Origin of the sequence: Klebsiella sp. BIGb0138 (assembly GCF_004342285.1) — a bacterium.
In the GTDB taxonomy this organism is placed as follows: Bacteria; Pseudomonadota; Gammaproteobacteria; order Enterobacterales; family Enterobacteriaceae; genus Klebsiella.
This window is the reverse complement of record NZ_SMCV01000002.1, coordinates 260312-281945: the sequence shown is the minus strand read 5'-3', so window position 1 is coordinate 281945 and position 21634 is coordinate 260312. Positions and strand designations below refer to the sequence as shown.

Genomic DNA, 21634 nt, shown 5'->3' with positions numbered 1-21634 from the left:
TGCTGGTAGGACCAATTTTGCTGTTATGTTCTTATCGTAATAGTTACATACCGGAAGTTTTATTATCACAGTCATTTAACACCAAATTAACCATTGCGCGTCAATCATTGATGAAAAAAAAGTGGTCTGACCGCCAGATAAAGTGATAGACGGCAGGTCATTCCCCACCTAAAAACTGATCGCAGAAGCAGCGGGCAAACGAACTGCTGCCACATAACACGATTACAAAGTGAACCCTACTCATGAATATCTTATACGACGAGCGCCTTGATGGCGTTTTACCCGATGTCGAGCGGACATCGGTATTGATGGCACTGCGTGAGCATGTCCCCGATCTGGATATTCTCCACACCGATGAGGAGATGATTCCCTACGAATGCGACGGCCTGAGCGCCTATCGTACGCGGCCGATGCTGGTTGTCCTGCCTAAGCGTATCGATCAGGTGATCGCTATCCTGGGTGTTTGCCATCGGCTACACGTCCCGGTGGTCACCCGCGGCGCGGGAACCGGTCTTTCCGGCGGCGCCTTGCCGCTCGAAAAGGGCGTATTGCTGGTCATGGCGCGGTTTAATGAGATCCTCGATATCAACGTCGCCGGACGCCGGGCGCGGGTACAGCCGGGCGTGCGTAATCTGGCGATTTCTCAGGCGGTTGCGCCTTACGATCTCTATTACGCTCCCGATCCCTCTTCCCAGATTGCCTGCTCTATCGGCGGTAACGTTGCGGAAAACGCCGGGGGAGTACACTGCCTGAAATATGGCCTGACCGTACATAATCTGCTCCGACTGGAAGTGTTAACCCTCGAGGGCGAGGCGCTGACGCTCGGCTCCGACGCGCTGGATTCCCCCGGTTTTGATTTACTGGCGCTGTTTACCGGTTCTGAAGGCATGCTGGGGGTGGTGACCGAAGTCACCGTTAAGCTGCTACCCAAACCGCCGGTCGCCCGGGTGCTGATGGCCAGCTTTGACTCGATCGAAAAGGCGGGTCTGGCCGTCGGCGATATTATCGCCAATGGCATCATTCCCGGCGGTCTGGAGATGATGGATAACCTCTCTATTCGCGCCGTGGAAGATTTTATTCATGCCGGCTATCCCGTCGAGGCGGAGGCCATTCTGTTATGCGAGCTCGACGGCGTGGAGTCCGACGTGCAGGAGGACTGCGAACGGGTCAACGAGATCCTGCTGCAGGCAGGCGCGACAGAGGTCCGCCTGGCGCAGGATGAAGCCGAGCGTATCCGCTTCTGGGCCGGGCGCAAGAACGCCTTCCCGGCGGTGGGGCGCATCTCGCCCGATTACTACTGTATGGACGGAACCATCCCGCGCCGCGCGCTACCGGGGGTGCTGGAAGGCATCGCCAACTTATCGCGTCGCTACGAGCTGCGGGTGGCGAACGTCTTCCACGCCGGCGATGGCAACATGCATCCCCTGATTCTGTTTGATGCCAACACGCCTGGCGAGTTCGAACGCGCAGAAATCCTCGGCGGCAAAATCCTTGAGCTTTGCGTGCAGGTGGGCGGCAGCATCACCGGCGAACACGGCGTCGGCCGTGAAAAGATCAATCAAATGTGCTCGCAGTTCAACAGCGATGAAATTACCACTTTCCATGCGGTAAAAGCGGCTTTCGACCCTGACGGTCTCCTGAACCCTGGTAAGAATATTCCCACGCTGCACCGCTGCGCAGAATTTGGCGCCATGCATGTTCATCATGGCCATCTGCCTTTTCCTGAACTGGAGCGCTTCTGATGACAGGCGAATGTAATTACAGCAAAGAGCTGCTGGAACAGGTGAACGATGCCATCGGCAATAAAACGCCGTTAGCGATTCAGGGCAGCAACAGCAAGACCTTTCTGGGGCGTGAGACTTGCGGCCAACTGCTGGATGTGCGTTATCACCGCGGCATCGTTAACTACGATCCTAAAGAGCTGGTGATTACCGCCCGCGCCGGCACGCCGCTGGCGGAAATTGAAGAGACCCTGGGCAACGCGGGGCAAATGCTGCCCTGTGAGCCGCCGCACTTTGGCGCTGGCGCAACATGGGGCGGGATGGTGGCCAGCGGCCTGGCCGGCCCGCGGCGGCCATGGAGCGGGGCGGTGCGTGATTTTGTGCTGGGGACCCGCGTCATTACCGGCCGCGGCAGGCATCTGCGCTTTGGCGGCGAGGTGATGAAAAACGTCGCCGGATACGATCTCTCGCGGCTGATGGCGGGAAGCTACGGCTGCCTCGGCGTGTTAACCGAAGTCTCCATGAAGGTGCTGCCTAAGCCACGGGCGACGATGAGCTTGCGTCTTGAGCTTAACCTGCCTGTGGCGATGGGCGAGATCGCCAAGTGGCAGCAGCAGCCGCTGCCGATCGGCGCGCTATGTTATTACGATAATGCGCTGTGGATCCGTCTGGAAGGGGGAGAAGGTTCGGTGAAAGCGGCGCGCGAGCGGCTCGGCGGCGAGACGGTCGCCAATCAGTTCTGGTGGCAGCTCCGCGAGCATCAGCTACCCTTTTTCCGCCTGCCGGCGACGCTGTGGCGAATCTCGCTGCCGATCGATGCACCGGTTATCGGCTTCCCGGGCGAGCAGCTGATCGACTGGGGCGGCGCCCTACGCTGGTTGAAATCCGACGCCGATGCAGGGCTGATTCGCCTGATGGCCGCGGAGGCGGGCGGCTACGCCACCCGTTTTAGCGCCGGCGATGGCGGCTTCTCACCGCTTGCCGCGCCGCTACTGCACTATCACCAACGGCTAAAAATGCAGCTCGACCCTCACGGCGTGTTTAATCCGGGGCGGATGTACGCGGAAATATAAGGATTAATCATGCAAACCAACCTTAATGAAGAAATGCGGCACAACGCGCGCGCCGACGAGGCGGAAAGCATCCTGCGCTCCTGCGTTCACTGCGGCTTCTGCACGGCAACCTGTCCGACCTATCAGTTATTGGGCGATGAGCTGGACGGGCCGCGTGGGCGAATTTATCTGATCAAACAGGTCCTGGAAGGTAACGAGGTCACGCTAAAAACCCAGGAGCATCTGGATCGCTGCCTGACCTGCCGTAACTGTGAAACAACCTGCCCGTCGGGCGTGCGCTATCACAATCTGCTGGATATCGGCCGCGAAATCGTCGAAGAGAAGGTGAAGCGGCCGCTGCCGGAACGCATGCTGCGGGAAGGATTGCGGCAGATCGTCCCGCGGCCGTCGGTTTTCCGCGCGCTCACCCAGGTGGGTCAGGTGTTCCGCCCGATGCTGCCCGCGGTGCTGAGGGCCAAGCTACCCGCGGCGGCGGCGGTGGCGAAAGCGCGCCCGCCGCAGCGCCATGCGCGCCGGGTACTGATGCTGGAAGGCTGCGCGCAGCCCACGCTGTCGCCCAATACCAACGCGGCGACGGCCCGGGTGCTGGACCAGCTTGGCATCAGCGTGCAGCCGATTGCCCAGGCCGGCTGCTGCGGCGCGGTGGATTATCACCTGAATGCGCAGCAGAAGGGGCTGGCGCGCGCAAGGCAGAACATTGATGCCTGGTGGCCGGGGATTGAAGCGGGGGCAGAGGCCATTTTACAAACGGCCAGCGGCTGCGGCGCTTTTGTTAAAGAGTATGGCCATCTGCTGAAAGACGATGCGCGGTACGCGGAAAAAGCGCGCCGGGTGAGCGAACTGGCGATTGATTTAGTTGAGCTGCTGCGCAATGAGCCTTTGGAAAACCTGCGCATACGCGGAGACAAAAAGCTGGCATTCCACTGCCCCTGCACGCTGCAGCATGCGCAGAAACTCAATGGCGAGGTCGAAAAGGTGCTGATCCGGCTGGGATTCAGTTTAACGGCGGTCCCGGATAGCCACCTGTGCTGCGGTTCGGCAGGCACCTATTCCATTACGCATCCCGAGCTGTCGCGTCGGTTACGGGATAACAAGATGAACGCGCTGGAAAGCGGGAAACCCGACCTGATCGTCACCGCGAATATCGGTTGTCAAACGCATCTGGCCAGCGCCGGGCGGACGCCCGTGCGCCACTGGATTGAAATGGTAGAAGAAGCCCTTGAACAGGAACAGCACAATGAAGACTAAAGCGATCCTCAGCCAGCAGCTGGCTGCCCCGATAATTGCCGCGGGCCATGAAGAAGCATTGAAACATAACTGGTCGGTTGCCCTGGCGGTGGTGGACGACGGAGGCCATCCGCTGGCGTTAACCCGCATGGATAGCTGCGCTCCAATCGCCGCCTATATCGCACAGGAGAAAGCGCGGACCGCCGCGCTGGGCCGCCGTGAAACGCAGGGATATGAAGAGATGGTGAATCATGGCCGCACCGCGTTTGTGACCGCGCCGCTATTAACCCCGCTTGCAGGCGGCGTGCCGATTATCGTTGATGGCCAGGTCATCGGCGCGGTAGGTGTGTCCGGCTTAACCGGCGCGCAGGATGCCCAGGTGGCGAAAGCGGCGGTCGCGGGTCTGGTAACGGCAACGAACGAGTCATAAGGAGCGGAATATGAGTGAGATGATAACCCAGGGCACTTTACGCGTTGACGCCGATTTTAAGCGCTTTGTTGATGAGGAGGTCCTGCCCGGCACCGCCGTGCAGCCCGCGGCGTTCTGGCGCGATATCGAGGCGTTAATCCACGACCTGACCCCGGAAAACCGCAAACTGCTGGCGGAGCGCGATCGTATTCAGGCGGCGCTGGATAACTGGCACCGCACGTTTCCCGGTCCGGTGAGCGATAAGGCCGCCTGGAAATCTTTCCTCCGCGAGCTGGGGTATCTGGTGCCGCCGCCGCCGCGCGTCGAGGTGGCGACAACCGGTATTGACGAAGAGATTAGCGGGCAGGCCGGACCGCAGCTGGTGGTGCCGGTGATGAACGCCCGCTATGCGCTGAATGCGGCGAATGCCCGTTGGGGCTCCCTGTACGATGCGCTGTACGGCAGCGACATTATTCCCCAGGAGACGACGTCCGGCAGCGGTTACGATCCGGTTCGCGGCGCGCAGGTGATCGCGTGGGTTCGCCGCTTTCTTGACGAGACGCTGCCGCTGGAAAGGGGCAGCTACCACGATGCGCTGGGCTTTACCGTGGTGCAGGGGCAATTGTGTATTCAGCTGCGTACGCAAGGCGAAACGACGTTACGCACCCCGGCGCAATTTATCGGCTATCGTGGAGAACCGGCGGACCCTGAGGTGATTTTGCTCAAGAATCACGGCTTGCATATCGAACTGCAGATTGATGCCGGGGGGCGAATCGGTCAGGGCGATCCGGCGCATATTAATGATGTGATTATCGAGTCGGCGATCAGCACCATTCTTGACTGCGAGGATTCGGTCGCCGCCGTCGATGCGCAGGATAAAATAGTGGTGTATCGCAATCTGTTGGGGCTGATGACCGGAACGCTGCGGGAGACGATCGTTAAAAATGGCCAGCAAATCGTGCGTCGGCTCCATGACGATCGCCGCTACACCGCCGCCGACGGCTCGGCCCTGACGCTGCCGGGCCGCGCTTTGCTGTTTATCCGCAACGTCGGCCATTTAATGACCACTCCCGTTATCCAGGATAGCGCTGGCCACGATATTCCGGAAGGTATCCTCGATGGCGTCATGACGGGCGCGATCGCCTTACATGACCTGCAGCGCAGGCAAAATTCGCGCGCCGGTAGCGTATATATCGTCAAACCTAAGATGCATGGCCCGCGCGAGGTGGCGTTCGCCAACCTGCTGTTTACGCGTATCGAGGCAATGCTGGGGATGGCGGAGAACACGCTGAAAATGGGGATTATGGATGAGGAGCGGCGGACATCGGTCAACCTGCGCAGCTGTATTGCCGAGGCCCGTCACCGGGTGGCGTTTATTAACACCGGCTTTCTCGACCGCACCGGGGATGAGATCCATTCGGCGATGGAGGCGGGGGCAATGCTGCGTAAAAATCAGATGAAATCGACCCCGTGGATTCAAGCCTACGAACGCAATAACGTTCTCTCCGGCCTGTTCTGCGGCTTACGCGGCCAGGCGCAGATTGGCAAAGGAATGTGGGCCATGCCCGATATGATGGCCGCGATGCTGGAACAAAAGGGCGAACAGCTGCGCGCCGGGGCCAATACCGCATGGGTGCCTTCGCCGACGGCGGCAACGCTGCATGCTCTGCATTACCACCAGATCGATGTCCGCAAGGTGCAGGCCGATATCGCAGGGGCTGATTTTAGCGCCGAGTTCGCGTCGCTGCTGGACGATCTGTTGACGGTACCCGTAGATGAAAAAGGCGGCTGGTCGGCGGAGGAGATTCAGCAAGAGCTGGATAATAACGTGCAGAGTATCCTTGGCTACGTCGTGCGCTGGGTTGAGCAGGGAATCGGCTGCTCTAAGGTGCCGGATATCCACAATGTGGCGCTGATGGAGGACCGCGCGACGCTGCGCATCTCCAGCCAGCATATCGCCAACTGGCTACGGCACGGCGTGCTGAGCCGGGAGCAGGTGCAGGCCTCGCTGGAGAATATGGCGCAAGTCGTGGATAGGCAGAATGCGGGAGACGCCGCCTATCGACCGATGGCGACGGATTTTTCCGCCTCCAGCGCGTTTAAAGCGGCCAGCGATCTGATTTTTCTCGGCGCGGAACAACCGAATGGCTATACCGAACCGCTGCTGCATGCCTGGCGTTTACGCGATAAGCAGCATGCATCGCGCTGAATAACGGATAGAGACCTCGCGGCGCCATCAATGGCGCAATAAAAAATAAAAAGCCCCCGGCGATATTCTCTGCTGGGGGTTACTGCAGATAATGCGGTAGCGCGACGATGCGCTTTTTATGCTGATGATCTGAGCGGCGAACCGCACGCTGAGGTCAAAATAAAAATAAAGAAACTCGCGCAGTTTTATTTTGTGACTGACGCCGGGTGGTATGAAGAACATGGACATCTTAATCTCCTTCTGCGCATTCGTGTGCTGAAGAACTCCTCTTACCAACATATATCAGGTGTGCTGGCAGGTATCTTTATGAGTCGTAACGGCAAAATATATTAAATTATATTTGCAGTTGCTCAGGATGCCCGAAACATACCAGGTATATAAAATAATTAGAGACTGAAAATATGCTTACCTGGAATCAAATGTATACACCGTCAGGCAGTCTGGGGGTATCAGCACTGATCGCCTTAATACCGATTATATTCTTCTTTATTGCCCTGGCGGTATTAAGATTAAAAGGTCACGTCGCCGGGACGATTACCTTAATATTATCGATGGTGATTGCGATTTATGCTTTTCATATGCCGGCCAAAATGGCGTTTGCGGCCGCTGGCTATGGCTTTTTGTACGGTCTATGGCCGATCGCCTGGATTATTATCGCCGCCGTTTTCCTGTATAAACTGACGGTGATCAGCGGCCAGTTTGATATTATTCGCAGTTCGGTACTGTCGATCACCGATGACCAGCGTCTGCAGGTTTTGCTGATCGGTTTCTCTTTCGGCGCGCTGCTGGAGGGGGCCGCCGGTTTTGGCGCACCGGTGGCGATTACCGGCGCGTTGCTGGTCGGGCTGGGGTTCAGACCCTTATACGCCGCTGGCTTATGTCTGATTGCCAATACGGCGCCGGTGGCGTTTGGCGCTCTCGGCGTGCCGATTCTGGTCGCCGGGCAGGTGACAGGGATTGATCCATTCCATATCGGCGCGATGGCCGGGCGCCAGCTCCCGCTGCTATCGGTGATGGTGCCTTTCTGGCTGATTGCGATGATGGACGGCTGGAAAGGCATTAAGGAGACATGGCCCGCGGCGCTGGTGGCCGGCGGCAGCTTTGCCGTTACGCAGTTTTTTACCTCTAACTATATTGGCCCGGAGCTGCCGGATATTACCTCGGCGCTGGTCAGCATTGTTTCACTCTCGCTGTTCCTCAAGGTCTGGCGGCCGAAAAATACCGAAGCGTCGCTGAGTATGGGACAGTCCGCCGGGGCGATGGCGCTACAGAGACCGATTTCTACCGGTCCCGTACCTTCTGAATACCATTTTGGGCAAATTCTTCGTGCCTGGTCGCCGTTTTTGATTCTCACGCTGCTGGTGACGATCTGGACGATGAAATCCTTTAAAGCGCTGTTTATTCCCGGAGGGGCGCTGTACTCCCTGGTCTTTAATTTCCAGATCCCGCATCTGCATCAGCTGGTCATGAAAACCGCGCCGATTGTCGCACAGCCAACCCCGATGGACGCGATATTCAAGTTTGATCCGCTCTCGGCCGGGGGAACCGCCATTTTTATTGCCGCGATTATCTCGATGTTTATTTTAAAGGTTGAGGTAAAAAAAGGCGTCAGGGTATTTGGCGAGACCCTGGTCAGTTTAAAATGGCCCATATGGTCGATTGGCATGGTGCTGGCCTTTGCCTTTGTGACCAACTACTCCGGGATGTCGACCACGCTGGCGCTGGTGCTGGCCGGAACGGGCGTGATGTTTCCCTTTTTCTCACCGTTCCTCGGCTGGCTGGGGGTCTTTCTTACCGGTTCTGATACCTCTTCTAACGCGCTGTTCTGCTCATTGCAGTCTACGACGGCGCAGCAGATTCATGTTTCAAATACGTTGCTGGTGGCGGCGAATACCAGCGGTGGCGTAACAGGAAAAATGATCTCTCCGCAATCCATCGCCGTCGCCTGCGCCGCGACGGGAATGGTGGGGAAGGAATCTGAACTGTTCCGTTTTACCGTTAAGCATAGCCTGATCTTCGCCTGCATTATTGGCATTATTACGTTGCTCCAGGCATATGTATTTACGGGGATGCTGGTTCATTAATGTCATACCGCGTCGGGTATTCTGCTGAAGATTACCCGACGTATTTTCGGGCTGAGTCAATTAATCCTGACTGTGTGAGTGATTTAACATCAATATGAGGTTTATATGTCTTACGATAAGCAACGTTCAGCGCTGGATTATCATCAATATCCGCTACCGGGGAAAATAAGCATTGCCCTGAGTAAACCGGCCGATAATGCCGAGCATTTAGCGCTGGCGTATAGTCCGGGCGTCGCTGAACCGGTTCGGGAAATTGCGCGGGATCCGGAAAACGCCTGGCGTTATACCGGCAAGGGCAATCAGGTGGCGGTGATTTCCAACGGTACGGCGATTCTGGGATTAGGCGATTTAGGTTCTTTGGCCAGTAAACCGGTAATGGAAGGTAAAGCGCTGCTGTTTAAACGCTTTGCCAATATTGATGCGATTGATATTGAAATTAATACCAAAGACCCGGCGCTGTTTATTCAGACCGTGGCGCAGATCGCCGATACGTTTGGCGGTATTAATTTAGAAGATATTAAAGCGCCGGAATGTTTTGAGATTGAACGGCTGTTAAAGCAATCTTGCGCCATTCCGGTGTTTCATGACGATCAGCACGGCACGGCAATTGTTACCGCCGCCGGCATGCTGAACGCGCTGGAAATTCAGGGGAAAACCCTCGCCAGCGCCAAAATTGTCTGCCTGGGCGCCGGCGCGGCGGCCATCGCCTGCATGCGGCTATTACGCCAGCTTGGCGCCCGGGCGGAGAATTTGTATATGGTCGATCGCGCCGGGGTGATCTATGCCGGGCGTGCCGGCGTTAACCGCTTCAAGGAAGAGTTTATCAATAACAGCGGCCCACGCACCCTGCGGGAGGCGATGCAGGGCGCCGATGTTTTTTTGGGGCTATCCGGAGCGGATCTGCTTGGCGCGGAGGACCTGCGCGCGATGGCGGAAAAACCGGTGGTGTTCGCCTGCTCTAACCCGGAGCCGGAAATTGCGCCAGCGCTGGCGCACGCCACGCGCAGCGATATGATTCTGGCGACCGGACGATCCGACTACCCTAACCAGGTGAATAACGTTCTCGGATTTCCGTTTATTTTTCGCGGGGCGCTGGATGTTCGTGCCCGGGATATTAACCAGCCGATGATGATTGCCGCGGTGCATGCTCTGGCGGCGTTGGCAAAAGAGCCGGTTCCGGAGGCCGTGCTGCGCAGCAGCCAAAGCGGGGCGCTGACGTTTGGGCCAGAGTATATCTTACCGAAACCGATGGATGAGCGGCTGTTGGGACGAATCGCCGGCGCGGTGGCCCAGGCCGCGGTGGCCAGCGGCGTCGCGCAGTTGGATTACCCGGCGCATTATCCGTTATAAGGTAAAAAAAGCGGCGCGAGAGCATCGCGCCGCAGCCCCATAATGGGCAAGACCCCGCAATCAGCTATCGGGCTGAGTAATAAGAATCGCCCGGAAGTCGTTAACATTAGTGCGCGTCGGTTCGGTGACAATCAGATCGCCCAGCGCGGAAAAGTAGCCGTAGCCGTTGTTGTTATCCAGCTCATGGCGCGCGCTGAGGCCGATCGATGCCGCCCGCTGCCAGCTTTGTGGCGTCATGATCGCCCCCGCGTTGTTTTCTGAACCGTCGATGCCGTCGGTGTCGCCGGCCAGCGCCCAGATCCCCGGCTGTCCTTTGAGCTCATTGGTCAGGCTTAACAGAAACTCGGCGTTGCGCCCGCCGCGCCCGCTGCCGCGCACGGTGACGCTGGTTTCACCGCCGGAAAGAATCACCGCTGGCGCGGCAATCGGCTGACCATATTTTTGAATTTGCCGCGCAATCCCCGCGTGTACGCGGGCGACTTCACGGGATTCTCCTTCCAGGTCGCCGAGGACGATCGGCGTGATGCCCGCGGCTCTGGCGTAGCTGGCGGCCGCGTCGAGGGCCATTTGCGGCGTGGCGATCAGCTGATAGTGGCTGCGCGCCAGACGCGGATCGCCGGGCTTAACGGTTTCAGATTGCGGGTCTGACAGCCACTGTTGAACGTGTTCGGGGATCTGAATGGCGTAGCGTTTGACGATCTCCAGCGCGTCAGCAGAGGTGGTGGCGTCTCCCCACGTCGGGCCGGAGGCAATAACCGCAGGGTCATCGCCAGGGACGTCGGAAATGGCGTAGGTGTAGACGCTGGCTGGCCAGCAGGCCGCCGCCAGGCGTCCTCCTTTGATGGCGGAGAGATGCTTACGCACGCAGTTTATTTCACTGATGCTGGCGCCGGAGCGTAGCAACGCTTTATTGATCTGTTTCTTATCTTCGATAGTGATGGCCGCGCAGGGAAGGGCTAGCAGCGATGAACCGCCGCCGGAAAGCAGGAAAATAACCCGGTCTTCTGCGGTGAGGCCGCTGACCATCTCTAATACGCGCCGAGCGACGCGTTCGCCGGCGTCGTCCGGGACCGGGTGCGCCGCTTCAACCACTGCAATTCGCTGGCAGCTGACGCCATGTTTATAGGGGGTCACGACCAGGCCGGTGAGCTCTCCTGGCCACTCTTCCTCCACGACGGCCGCCATCGCGGCGGCGGCTTTACCGGCGCCGATCACCAGCGTTCTGCCGCTGGCGGGAGCGGGCAGGTAGGGCTTCAGGGTCTGACGCGGATGAGCGGCGGCGATGGCGGTGGTAAATAATCCCGTGAGAAACGATTGGACATTGAAGGACATAGCGATCTCCTGTACGCGCTGCCCGACGGCTGCAGCGCGAATGGCGTCTTATTTTTACGCTTTATTTGACATGTGCCCGATGGGCGTAGGGTACGTCAGTAAGGGCTCTTCTTTCAGCAAAAGCCGGCGGGTTTCCCGCATCCGGCATACGCTTCAGGAGGAGAATTGTTGCCTATTTCTGACCGTCAATGGTGAAATTCGCCATATGTTCGAGTCCTTTTACCAGCGCCGAGTGATCCCACTCCGCGCCGCCCAGCGCAACGCAGGTGCTAAAGACCTGCTGTGCATTGGCCGTGTTGGGCAAATTCAGGCCCAGCTCTTTTGCGCCAGCCAGCGCCAGATTGAGATCCTTCTGGTGCAACGCGATACGAAACCCGGGGTTAAAGGTCCGTTTGATCATCCGCTCCCCGTGGACTTCGAGAATTTTTGATGAGGCGAACCCGCCCATCAACGCCTCGCGCACTTTGGCCGGATCGGCGCCATTTTTCGCCGCAAAAACTAACGCTTCCGCCACGGCCTGAATATTGAGCGCGACGATGATCTGGTTGGCGACTTTGGCGGTTTGTCCATCGCCGTTGCTGCCAACGTGAGTGATATTTTTGCCCATCGCCTGTAGCAGCGGTAGCGCGCGCGCAAAGGTGACCTCATCGCCGCCCACCATGATTGACAGGGTTCCGGCCTGTGCGCCGACCTCGCCGCCCGATACCGGGGCGTCGAGATAAGCGGCGCCCAGCGCGTTTACCCGGGCTGCGAACCCTTTCGTCGCGCCGGGTGAAATTGAGCTCATATCAATCACCACCTTACCGCTGCTCAGCCCCTGAGCGACGCCGCCATCGGCAAAAAGCACCTCTGCAACCTGCGGCGTATCCGGCACCATAATAATGATGAATTCGGCATCCCCGGCCACCGCTTGCGGTGTCGGCAGGGCGATGCCGTGTTCGCCCAGCAGCTCGGTGGGTGCCGGCCGGTGATGTTCAGAGAACAGCAGGGTGTGACCGGCTTTTTGCAGATTCTGCGCCATCGGTTTGCCCATGATGCCGGTTCCGATAAATCCAATACGTGCCATAATCGCGGTCTCCGTTAAGAAATAGTGTGCGTTTTCATCCAGCCCAGACCGGCTTCGGTCGTCGTGGCGGGTTTGTACTCGCAGCCGATCCATCCCTGATAGCCAATCGCTTCCAGATGGGCGAAAAGAAACGGATAATTAATTTCGCCGGTTCCCGGTTCATGCCGCCCCGGGTTATCCGCCAGCTGGACATGATTGATGAGCGTCAGGTTTTCCTGCAGCGTTCTGGCTAAATCGCCTTCCATAATCTGCATGTGATAAATGTCATACTGGATAAACAGATTAGGATGGTTAACCCGGGAGATGATTTCCAGCGCCTGGCGGGTGTGATTAAGGTAAAAACCGGGGATGTCGCGGGTATTCACCGGCTCCATAACCAGCTTGATGCCCGCCTGCGCCAGTTTGTCGGCGGCATAACGCAGGTTGTCGATAAAGGTTGTCGCGATGACCTCATCGTCGTAGCCTTGCGGCTTAATGCCGGCCAGGCAGTTAACCTGGTGATTCCCCAGAATATGGGCGTAAAGAATCGCCTGCTCGACGCCATCGCGGAACTCCGCCACCCGCTCAGGCAGGCAGGCGATGCCGCGTTCGCCGGCGTTCCAGTCGCCGGCAGGCAGGTTAAATAGCACCTGAGTGAGCCGATGCTCATCGAGCTGCGTTCTCAGCTGAGCCGCGCTGTAATCGTAGGGGAAGAGATATTCCACCCCCTTAAAACCGGCCCTGGCGGCAAGAGAAAAGCGTTCGATAAAATCTACTTCGGTAAACAACATGGACAGGTTTGCAGCAAAACGTGGCATCGTGTGCTCCTTGTTTTTACGGGTCAGAGACGCTAATCAGTTAAATGGCGGAACCGAAGTGGGCGCATCGGCCGCACTTTCCGCCAGCTCTTCAAACTCATTGATCGCGTTGATTTCCGTTCCCATCGCAATGTTGGTGACACGCTCGAGAATAATTTCCACCACCACCGGGACGCGATATTGCCGCATGAGCTCCTGCGCCTGACGCAGCGCCGCCGGAATCTCGCCGGGGTTGAATACGCGCAGCGCTTTACAGCCGAGACCCTCCACGACCGCCACGTGATCGACGCCGTAGCCGTTAATCTCCGGCGCGTTGATATTTTCAAACGACAGCTGGACGCAGTAGTCAATATCGAAGCTCCGCTGCGCCTGGCGGATGAGCCCCAGGTAGGAGTTATTGACCAGAATGTGGATATAGGGGAGGTTGAACTGTGCCCCGGCAGCCAATTCCTCGATCATAAACTGAAAGTCATAATCGCCGGACAACGCCACCACCTGGCGCTGCGGATCGGCTTTGACCACCCCCAGCGCCGCGGGAATCGTCCAGCCTAGCGGGCCGGCCTGACCACAGTTGATCCAGTGGCGCGGCCTGTAGACGTGTAAAAACTGCGCGCCTGCAATTTGCGACAAACCGATGGTGCTGACATAGCAGGTTTCCTGACCGAAGAATTTATTCATCTCTTCATAGACGCGCTGGGGTTTTACCGGCACGTTGTCGAAATGGGTTTTGCGGTGCATCGTCCGTTTACGCGCGGCGCATTCGCTGGCCCAGGCGCTGCGATCCTTGAGTTTGCCCGCGGCCTTCCATTCGCGGGCCACCTCCAGGAAACGCTCCAGGGCAGCGCCGGCATCCGAGACAATGCCAAAATCGGGGGTGAAGACCCGGCCGATTTGCGTCGGTTCGATATCGACATGAATAAAGCGGCGACCTTCGGTGTACACCTCCACCGAACCGGTATGGCGATTGGCCCAGCGGTTACCAATGCCGCACACCACATCGGCGGCCAGCAGCGTGGCGTTACCGTAGCGATGCGCGGTTTGTAATCCCACCATTCCGGCCATCAGCGGGTGATCGTCAGGGATCGTGCCCCAGCCCATAAGGGTGGGAATAACCGGAATGCCGGTCATTTCCGCAAAGGCGACCAGCTGTTCGCTGGCGTCGGCGTTGATAATACCGCCGCCGGCGACGAGCAGAGGCCGCTCGGCTGCGTTAAGCATCGCCAGCGCTTTTTCCGCCTGGGCCCGGCTTGCCGCCGGGCGGTGTACCGGTAATGGCTCATAGGTGTCGATATCGAATTCAATTTCCGCCATTTGCACATCAAACGGCAGATCGATCAGCACCGGCCCCGGACGCCCGCTGCGCATTTCGTAAAATGCCTTCTGGAAGGCGTAAGGAACCTGGCCCGGCTCCATCACCGTCGTCGCCCATTTGGTCACTGGTTTGACGATGCTGGTGATATCGACAGCCTGAAAATCTTCTTTATGCATTCTGGCGCGTGGCGCCTGGCCGGTGATACACAGCAGGGGAATCGAATCTGCGCAGGCCGAATAGAGCCCGGTGACCATATCGGTACCTGCCGGGCCGGATGTGCCGATACAGACGCCGATATTGCCGGCGTTGGTGCGGGTATAGCCCTCAGCCATGTGTGAAGCGCCTTCCACGTGACGAGCCAGTACATGGTCGATACCGCCGATTTTCTGCATCGCGGCGTACAGGGGATTAATCGCCGCGCCGGGTACGCCGAAAGCCGTATCCACCCCCTCGCGCCGCATTACCTGGACAGCGGCTTCGATTGCTCTCATTCTGGTCATGATTAACTCCTGATAGTCGATATTTTAATTATCGTCTTCAGCATAAAATAGGCTATATGTTACTTGAATGACCTAAAATCGGTTTCTGTCGATACTGGAGGTATGGGGTGGGGCGCTACACCGAGCTGAATACATTTGTGCAGGTCGCGGAGAAGGGGAGCTTTGCGGCGGCCGCTGTCAATGAAGGCGTGACCCCGGCGATTCTGGGGCGGCGGCTGGACGCGCTGGAGAGGCGGCTGGGCGTCAAGCTGATGCATCGTTCAACCCGCGGACTCAAGCTTACCGAAGCCGGCGAACGCCTGCTGGAACGCGCGAAAACCGTGCTGCATGAGTTCGATGAAGTTGAGGGCGATATCAGCAACAGCAACCTGGCGGTGAACGGGCAGCTCTCCGTATCGGCGCCGGCGGCATTTGGCCGTCGCCATATTGCGCCGCATGTCTACGCTTTCAAACAGCGCTACCCGGAGCTTAATCTTAATTTCAACTTCACCGATACGGTTCTCGATCTGGTCAATGACGGTTTTGATATGAGTATCCGTATCGGCGAGATTCTGGATCCCACCTATGTGGCGATTAAGCTATTTCCAAACCAGCGGGTGGTGTGCGGTACCCCGGAGTATTTTTCCCGCTGCGGTATGCTGCACTCGCTTGATGATTTAGCAAAACATAACTGTCTGGCCTTTAGCATGCAGGGCGGGCAACAGCGCGGCTGGACGTTTCAGAACCAGGGCCGGCAGGTGGCGATTAAGGTTCGCGGCGACCTGGCATGTAATGATGGCGAGCTTTTACTGTCGTGGGTAAAACAGGGGTTGGGGATTGGTTGGCGTTCGACCTGGGAGATTCATGGTGAACTGCAGCGCGGCGAACTCATTACGGCGCTGGATGAGTATGCGTTGCCGGCATACAACATCCAGGCCGTTTTCCCCCAGCAACGTTATCTGCCGGCGAAGGTGAGATTATTTATCGATTATCTCAAGGCGCTGTATCAGACTCCGGGGTATTGGGACAAGACTTATCCATTAATCTGAAACCGTTGTTCGGGTAGAGATAGGGATGCTGCGTGTATCGGCATGCGCAACGATACGGGAAACTGTTACCGGAACTCGCAGGCATGTCTGTTATTCCGGGGATGGTGTAATTGCAGGCTGTCCAGCTGGCTGCGCCAGCTGTCGAACCCCGGTCGGGGCTTCTCATCTCCCCCCTGGTGGGGTACAACATGCGAAAAAAAAGCCCGCACTTGCGTACGAGCTCTTCTTAAAATATGGCGGTGAGGGGGGGATTCGAACCCCCGATACGTTGCCGTATACACACTTTCCAGGCGTGCTCCTTCAGCCACTCGGACACCTCACCATATTGTCGTTCCCTTGCTGCCGGGAACGGGCGCTAATTTAGGGAAATACGTATCTCTCGTCAATCAACTTTTTCAAAAAAACGTGCGTTTAGCCAAACTTCGCGCAACTTGCTTTTTAAATGCGCGACAATCGATTTTTTTGCCACCACTCTCTTTTTATCTGACAGCAAAGTGAAATTTGTTATGCTGGCAACCTAATAGAAAACAACAAGTAAAATACGACGCTTGGCTTAGCCTGGGTAAAGCGTCAGCGATCAGGAGTCACTATGGACATTATCTTTTATCACCCGACGTTTGATACCCCGTACTGGATTGCCGAGCTGGAAAAACAGCTGCCAGGATCGCGCGTTCGCGAGTGGAAACCCGGCGACAACCACCCTGCTGACTACGCGCTGGTGTGGCATCCCCCGGTAGAGATGCTGCAGGGACGCGACCTGAAAGCCGTCTTCGCCCTGGGGGCCGGCGTTGACTCCATTCTGAGCAAACTGCGTGAGCACCCGGAAATGTTGCCGCTGTCGATTCCGCTATTCCGCCTGGAAGACACCGGCATGGGCCTGCAGATGCAAGAATATGCCGTGAGCCAGGTATTGCACTGGTTCCGCCGCTTCGATGACTATCAGGCGCTAAAACAGGAAGCTCGCTGGCAGCCGCTGGCGGACTACCGCCGTGACGAGTTTACCGTCGGGATTATGGGCGCGGGCGTACTCGGGGCGAAAGTCGCCGAGGCGCTACAGGCGTGGGACTTCCCGCTGCGTGTCTGGAGCCGGAGCCGCAAATCCTGGCCGCAGGTGCAAAGCTTTGCCGGGGCGGAGGAACTGGGGGAATTCCTCGGCGGTACGCGCGTGCTGATCAACCTGCTACCGAATACGGCGGAAACCGCCGGTATAATTAATCAGCAGCTGTTGGCGCAGCTTCCGGATAACAGCTATGTTCTCAATTTGGCCCGGGGCGTTCACGTCGTCGAAGACGATCTCCTGGCGGCGCTGAACAGCGGTAAGCTTAAAGGCGCGATGCTGGATGTCTTTAGCCGCGAACCGTTACCGGCTGACAGCCCGCTGTGGGCGCATCCTCGGGTGGCGATGACGCCGCATGTCGCGGCGGTGACGCGTCCTCAGGAAGCCATTACCTATATTGCCGGGACCATTGGCCAGCTGGAGCGGGGCGAAACGGTGAACGGGCAGGTCGATCGCCAGCGCGGATACTAAGAGAAAACCCCGCTGAGGCGGGGTTTTTGCTCATCATACGCCCTGATACCTGCTATTCTTGCCACAAACAGAGAAGGAGAATGTGATGTATCCTGTTGACCTGCACATGCATACCGTCGCCAGTACCCACGCCTACAGCACCCTGCACGATTATATTGCGGAAGCAAAGCGTAAGGGGATCAAACTTTTCGCCATTACCGACCATGGTCCGGATATGGCCGATGCGCCGCACTACTGGCATTTTGTCAATATGCGCATCTGGCCGCGGCTGGTGGACGGCGTCGGCATTTTGCGCGGGATTGAAGCCAACATTAAAAATATCCACGGCGAAATCGACTGTTCCGGCCCGATGCTCACCTCACTGGACCTGTTCATTGCGGGTTTCCACGAGCCGGTCTTTCCACCGCAGGACAAAGCGACTCATACCGAGGCGATGATCGCCGCGATGGCCAGCGGCGCGGTGCATATTATTAGCCATCCGGGTAACCCTAAATTCCCCGTCGATATCCCGGCGATTGCTGAAGCGGCGGCGAAATATCAGGTGGCGCTGGAAATCAACAACTCATCCTTCATTTCTTCCCGCGTGGGCAGCGAAGATAACTGTCGGGCCATTGCTGCCGCGGTGCGCGATGCCGGAGGTTGGGTGGCGTTGGGCTCCGATTCGCACACGGCATTTACCCTCGGTGAATTCAGAGAGTGTCGTAAAATCCTTGATGAAGTGAACTTCCCGGAGGAGCGGATCCTGAACGTTTCTCCGCGTCGGCTGCTGGATTTCCTCGAGTCTCGCGGGATGCCGGCGATTCCTGAATTTGCTGACCTTTAATTTGAACAACTGGAATAAATGAATGAACGAGTTTTCAATCCTCTGCCGCGTGCTGGGCTCTTTGTACTATCGCCAGCCGCAAGATCCGCTTCTGGTACCGCTGTTTACCCTGATTCGTGAAGGGAAACTGGCGGCGAGCTGGCCGCTGGAGCAGGATGAGCAGCTGGAGCGTCTGCAACAAAGCTGCGACGTGCAACCGCTGGCCGCGGACTACAACGCGCTGTTTGTTGGCGAAGAGTGTCGCGTTCCTCCTTATCGTAGTGCCTGGGTCGAGGGGGCGAGCGAAGCGGAAGTGCGCGGTTTCCTCAGCGCGCACGGGATCCCCACCGGAGAAGGCAACGCGGACCATATTGGCTCGTTGCTGCTGGCCGCTTCATGGCTTGAAGACCATGCCCCGGAGGATGAAAGCGAAACGCTGGAAACGCTGTTTGCCGATTACATTCTGCCATGGTGCGGCACTTTCCTCGGTAAGGTCGAGGCCCATGCCGAAACGCCATTCTGGCGCACGATGGCGCCGCTGACGCGCGATGCGATCTCGGCCATGTGGGATGAACTGCAGGAAGAAACTGAAGAATAAAGTGTGATGCATCTCGCATAATAAATGCAATTGATATTCTGATGTTGCATGTAATGTGCTCCAGATCGCATTTGAGCGCCGCGTATCTGCTATGATACGCGGCATGAACATACTTCTCGCAATCGCAATCACCACAGGCATTCTCTCCGGTATTTGGGGATGGGTGGCGGTCGCGCTCGGCCTGCTGAGCTGGGCGGGCTTTCTCGGCTGTACGGCCTATTTCGCTTGTCCGCAGGGCGGGCTGAAAGGCCTGCTGATTTCAACCTGCACGGTGATGAGTGGGGTGGTGTGGGCGCTGGTCATTATATATGGCAGTGCGCTGGCGCCGCATCTCGAGATCCTGGGCTACATGATGACCGGCGTCGTCGCCTTCCTGATGTGCATTCAGGCTCGGCAACTGCTGCTCTCTTTTGTCCCCGGTACCTTTATTGGCGCCTGTGCCACCTTTGCCGGTAACGGCGACTGGCGTGTGGTGGTGCCTTCGCTGGCGCTGGGGCTGGTATTCGGCTATGCGATGAAAAATAGCGGGCTATGGCTGGCGGCGCGAGCGCGCAAGCAGAAATCATCTCTGGGCAATGAAACGCCCGACCGGGTATAAGCTGACTCGCTCCGCACGCATAAACAGGGCCTCGGGCCCTTTTTTTTTACTCCCCGCCGTTAATGTTCCGTAACATACCCTTGCTATTCTGCACATTGATTATCAGTGACATGCGCACGCCCAGGCTTTCGTCCCAGAGGTTATCGTGCCATATTATCCGCTATGCTTTATGTAAAGACGTTTGCCGACAGGAGGCGAAATGACGGTTAAACCTGAGGTTATTCTCGGCGACATCACTACGCTGCACGTCGATGTTATCGTCAATGCCGCTAACCCCTCGCTACTTGGCGGGGGCGGGGTCGATGGCGCGATTCACCGTGCCGCCGGGCCGCAACTGCTTGCCGCCTGTCAGGTCGTTCGCCAGCAGCAAGGAGAGTGTCCGCCGGGGCATGCGGTGATTACGGCCGCGGGACAGCTGCCGGCCAGCGCGGTTATTCACGCCGTCGGGCCGGTCTGGCACGGGGGCGATCGGCAGGAGGCGGAGCTGCTGGCGGATGCCTATCGCAATAGCCTGCTGCTGGCGGCAGCAAATAACTATCGCTCGATTGCCTTCCCGGCAATCAGCACCGGCGTTTATGGTTATCCTAAGCAGGCGGCTGCGGAAATCGCCGTGCAGACGGTGAATACCTTTCTGACGCGCTACAACCCGCTGGAGCGGGTCTGTTTTGTCTGTTTTGATGAGGAAACGGCCGCTATCTACCGTCGCCTGCTGGCGCCGCAGTGAGGACGCTGGAAGGACGGGGCAGGCCGATCGCCGCCTGAAACAAGCGGACGATCGGCCTGGCTCAGCTGGTGGAAACCTGCGGTTTAGCCGCTTTTTGCTGGAACTTCCCCGAAAAAAGAAAGCGTAGCAGCGGGATGCGCAGATGAATTTCATACAGCACGACGGCAATACCCACCACGAAGATTAAACCGGCAATAAATCCTAAGGCGTTGGATTTAATCGCCGGCGCGATCCAGGCGCCGTAGAGCAGGGTCAACGGGTGGTGCACCAGATAAATAAACAGCGAAGCGTTCACAAAGTAGGTCACGCGCGCGGACTGGAAGTTGAGCAGACGGTGGCCGAGAGAAAACACCACGTTCACCATCCACAGGCCGAGCACCATGGTAATGATCGATTCGGTTTCGTACATCCAGCCCTCACCGGAGCCGTACTGCTGATTCAGGCGGTAGGCGATAAAGCCCAGCAGCGCGCCGACAAAGCACCATGGCGATGGGGTGGTGAACATCGTTTTCAGACGCTGATTGATAAACACCTGCGCGCCGAGAATAAAAAAGGGCAGGTAAAACAGCGTTTGCATGACGATAAAGTTAAACAGGCCGTTGCTGAGCAGCGGCGCATATAGCACAAACAGCGTGCGGCGGATCACTGCGTACAGCACGCCAAGCGCCAGAAAAATCATCGACAGCTGGCCTAATGTGACGGTGTCACCGAAGCGGGGGGTGCCTTCACTTCGGCGACCGGTCAGCCACTTAAAGAGCACCACGCCCAGCGAAGTCAGGACCACCAGCACCAGCAAAAACCACAGGTGCGAAATCAATTCCCACGCCAGGGTATTAAATTTGTCATAGCCCGAGAGGCTGTGCCAGCTATCGGCCTTGCCGTTGACGTACTGCAGCATAATAAACTGCGGGAGGGTCAATAGCGGAATGGCGGTCAGCATCGGAATACCTACACGCTCAACGCGCACTTTCCACCATTTTTTGAGCGGATAGCGCAGGAACAGCATGTAGGAAAAATAACCCGAAATGACGAAGAAGACCTGCATGCGGAAAGCATGAATAAAGTCGTTAAACAGGGTCAGCCCCCAGGACGGATCGACGCTATTCACATGCCAGCTGTGACTGGAATAGATCAGCGAGATGTGAAACGGAATCCCCAGCAACATCAACCATGCGCGGATGCTGTCGAAGAAATATTCACGTTGTACTGGCGTATTATTCATACAATATCACTACATTCTCAGACAATTCGTCTTATCACTCAAGGTGATAACGTT

18 protein-coding genes and 1 tRNA gene are annotated in these 21634 nt (G+C 57.6%); 13 read left to right on the top strand and 6 right to left on the bottom strand.

Features of this window, described 5'->3' with window-relative positions; translation table 11 throughout:
• Positions 1-242 precede the first annotated feature (242 nt).
• The 7 genes from glcD to EDF73_RS05750 all read left to right on the top strand — a co-directional run bounded on the left by glcD (position 243) and on the right by EDF73_RS05750 (position 10073).
• Complete coding sequence (glcD, locus tag EDF73_RS05780; RefSeq protein ID WP_132726970.1) at positions 243-1742, top strand: glycolate oxidase subunit GlcD; 1500 nt, start codon at positions 243-245, stop codon at positions 1740-1742.
• On the top strand, positions 1742-2794 hold the full coding sequence (gene glcE / locus EDF73_RS05775; RefSeq protein WP_132726968.1) for a glycolate oxidase subunit GlcE: 1053 nt from the start codon (positions 1742-1744) through the stop codon (positions 2792-2794). Before glcD ends, glcE begins: the two co-directional genes overlap by 1 nt.
• A gap of 9 nt (positions 2795-2803) precedes the next feature.
• Positions 2804-4042, top strand: coding sequence for a glycolate oxidase subunit GlcF (glcF, locus tag EDF73_RS05770; RefSeq protein ID WP_132726965.1), 1239 nt, complete (start codon positions 2804-2806; stop codon positions 4040-4042).
• The gene (locus EDF73_RS05765; RefSeq protein WP_132726963.1) at positions 4032-4451 is read left to right on the top strand and encodes a heme-binding protein; all 420 of its coding nucleotides are present in this window, start codon (positions 4032-4034) and stop codon (positions 4449-4451) included. Before glcF ends, EDF73_RS05765 begins: the two co-directional genes overlap by 11 nt.
• 10 nt (positions 4452-4461) lie before the next feature.
• A complete protein-coding gene (glcB, locus tag EDF73_RS05760) occupies positions 4462-6639 on the top strand; it encodes a malate synthase G (protein WP_132726960.1) in 2178 nt (725 codons plus the stop codon).
• Positions 6640-7040: 401 nt separating this feature from the next.
• Positions 7041-8723, top strand: a complete 1683-nt coding sequence (glcA, locus tag EDF73_RS05755) for a glycolate permease GlcA (RefSeq protein ID WP_132726957.1) — start codon at positions 7041-7043, stop codon at positions 8721-8723.
• A 105-nt stretch (positions 8724-8828) separates the two neighbouring features.
• The gene (locus tag EDF73_RS05750; protein ID WP_132726954.1) at positions 8829-10073 is read left to right on the top strand and encodes a malic enzyme-like NAD(P)-binding protein; all 1245 of its coding nucleotides are present in this window, start codon (positions 8829-8831) and stop codon (positions 10071-10073) included.
• A 60-nt stretch (positions 10074-10133) separates the two neighbouring features.
• Here EDF73_RS05750 and EDF73_RS05745 read toward each other — a convergent pair whose 3' ends face one another.
• The 4 genes from EDF73_RS05745 to gcl form a co-directional block, all read right to left on the bottom strand.
• Positions 10134-11405 carry a glycerate kinase gene (locus tag EDF73_RS05745; protein WP_132726952.1) on the bottom strand — a complete coding sequence of 424 codons (1272 nt, stop codon included), beginning with the start codon at positions 11403-11405 and terminating at the stop codon, positions 10134-10136.
• A gap of 172 nt (positions 11406-11577) precedes the next feature.
• Positions 11578-12471, bottom strand: a complete 894-nt coding sequence (locus EDF73_RS05740; RefSeq protein WP_132726949.1) for a 2-hydroxy-3-oxopropionate reductase — start codon at positions 12469-12471, stop codon at positions 11578-11580.
• Between the two features lie 14 nt (positions 12472-12485).
• Positions 12486-13268: a hydroxypyruvate isomerase gene (gene hyi, locus EDF73_RS05735; RefSeq protein WP_132726947.1), complete on the bottom strand. Its 783-nt coding sequence runs from the start codon at positions 13266-13268 to the stop codon at positions 12486-12488.
• A 36-nt stretch (positions 13269-13304) separates the two neighbouring features.
• Positions 13305-15080 carry a glyoxylate carboligase gene (gene gcl, locus EDF73_RS05730; protein ID WP_132726944.1) on the bottom strand — a complete coding sequence of 592 codons (1776 nt, stop codon included), beginning with the start codon at positions 15078-15080 and terminating at the stop codon, positions 13305-13307.
• A 107-nt stretch (positions 15081-15187) separates the two neighbouring features.
• Between gcl and EDF73_RS05725 the strand changes: the two genes are divergently transcribed.
• Positions 15188-16108, top strand: coding sequence for a LysR family transcriptional regulator (locus tag EDF73_RS05725; RefSeq protein ID WP_132726942.1), 921 nt, complete (start codon positions 15188-15190; stop codon positions 16106-16108).
• A gap of 234 nt (positions 16109-16342) precedes the next feature.
• Here EDF73_RS05725 and EDF73_RS05720 read toward each other — a convergent pair.
• A tRNA-Ser gene (locus tag EDF73_RS05720) sits at positions 16343-16430 on the bottom strand.
• A 267-nt stretch (positions 16431-16697) separates the two neighbouring features.
• Between EDF73_RS05720 and ghrA the strand changes: the two genes are divergently transcribed.
• The 5 genes from ghrA (at position 16698) to ymdB (ending at position 20358) form a co-directional block, all read left to right on the top strand.
• Positions 16698-17636 carry a glyoxylate/hydroxypyruvate reductase GhrA gene (ghrA, locus tag EDF73_RS05715; protein WP_132726940.1) on the top strand — a complete coding sequence of 313 codons (939 nt, stop codon included), beginning with the start codon at positions 16698-16700 and terminating at the stop codon, positions 17634-17636.
• An 85-nt stretch (positions 17637-17721) separates the two neighbouring features.
• The gene (locus tag EDF73_RS05710; protein ID WP_132726937.1) at positions 17722-18459 is read left to right on the top strand and encodes a phosphatase; all 738 of its coding nucleotides are present in this window, start codon (positions 17722-17724) and stop codon (positions 18457-18459) included.
• Positions 18460-18481: 22 nt separating this feature from the next.
• Positions 18482-19036, top strand: coding sequence for a molecular chaperone (locus EDF73_RS05705; protein WP_132726935.1), 555 nt, complete (start codon positions 18482-18484; stop codon positions 19034-19036).
• A 103-nt stretch (positions 19037-19139) separates the two neighbouring features.
• Positions 19140-19634 (top strand): DUF1097 domain-containing protein, encoded by a 495-nt coding sequence (locus EDF73_RS05700; RefSeq protein WP_132726932.1) that lies wholly within the window; start codon positions 19140-19142, stop codon positions 19632-19634.
• Positions 19635-19833: 199 nt separating this feature from the next.
• Entirely contained in the window at positions 19834-20358 is a 525-nt protein-coding gene (gene ymdB / locus EDF73_RS05695; protein ID WP_132726930.1) for an O-acetyl-ADP-ribose deacetylase, read from the top strand.
• 61 nt (positions 20359-20419) lie between these two features.
• On the opposite strand, the gene mdoC is transcribed toward ymdB, so the two are convergent.
• Positions 20420-21580 carry a glucans biosynthesis protein MdoC gene (mdoC, locus tag EDF73_RS05690; RefSeq protein WP_132726927.1) on the bottom strand — a complete coding sequence of 387 codons (1161 nt, stop codon included), beginning with the start codon at positions 21578-21580 and terminating at the stop codon, positions 20420-20422.
• Positions 21581-21634 lie beyond the last annotated feature (54 nt).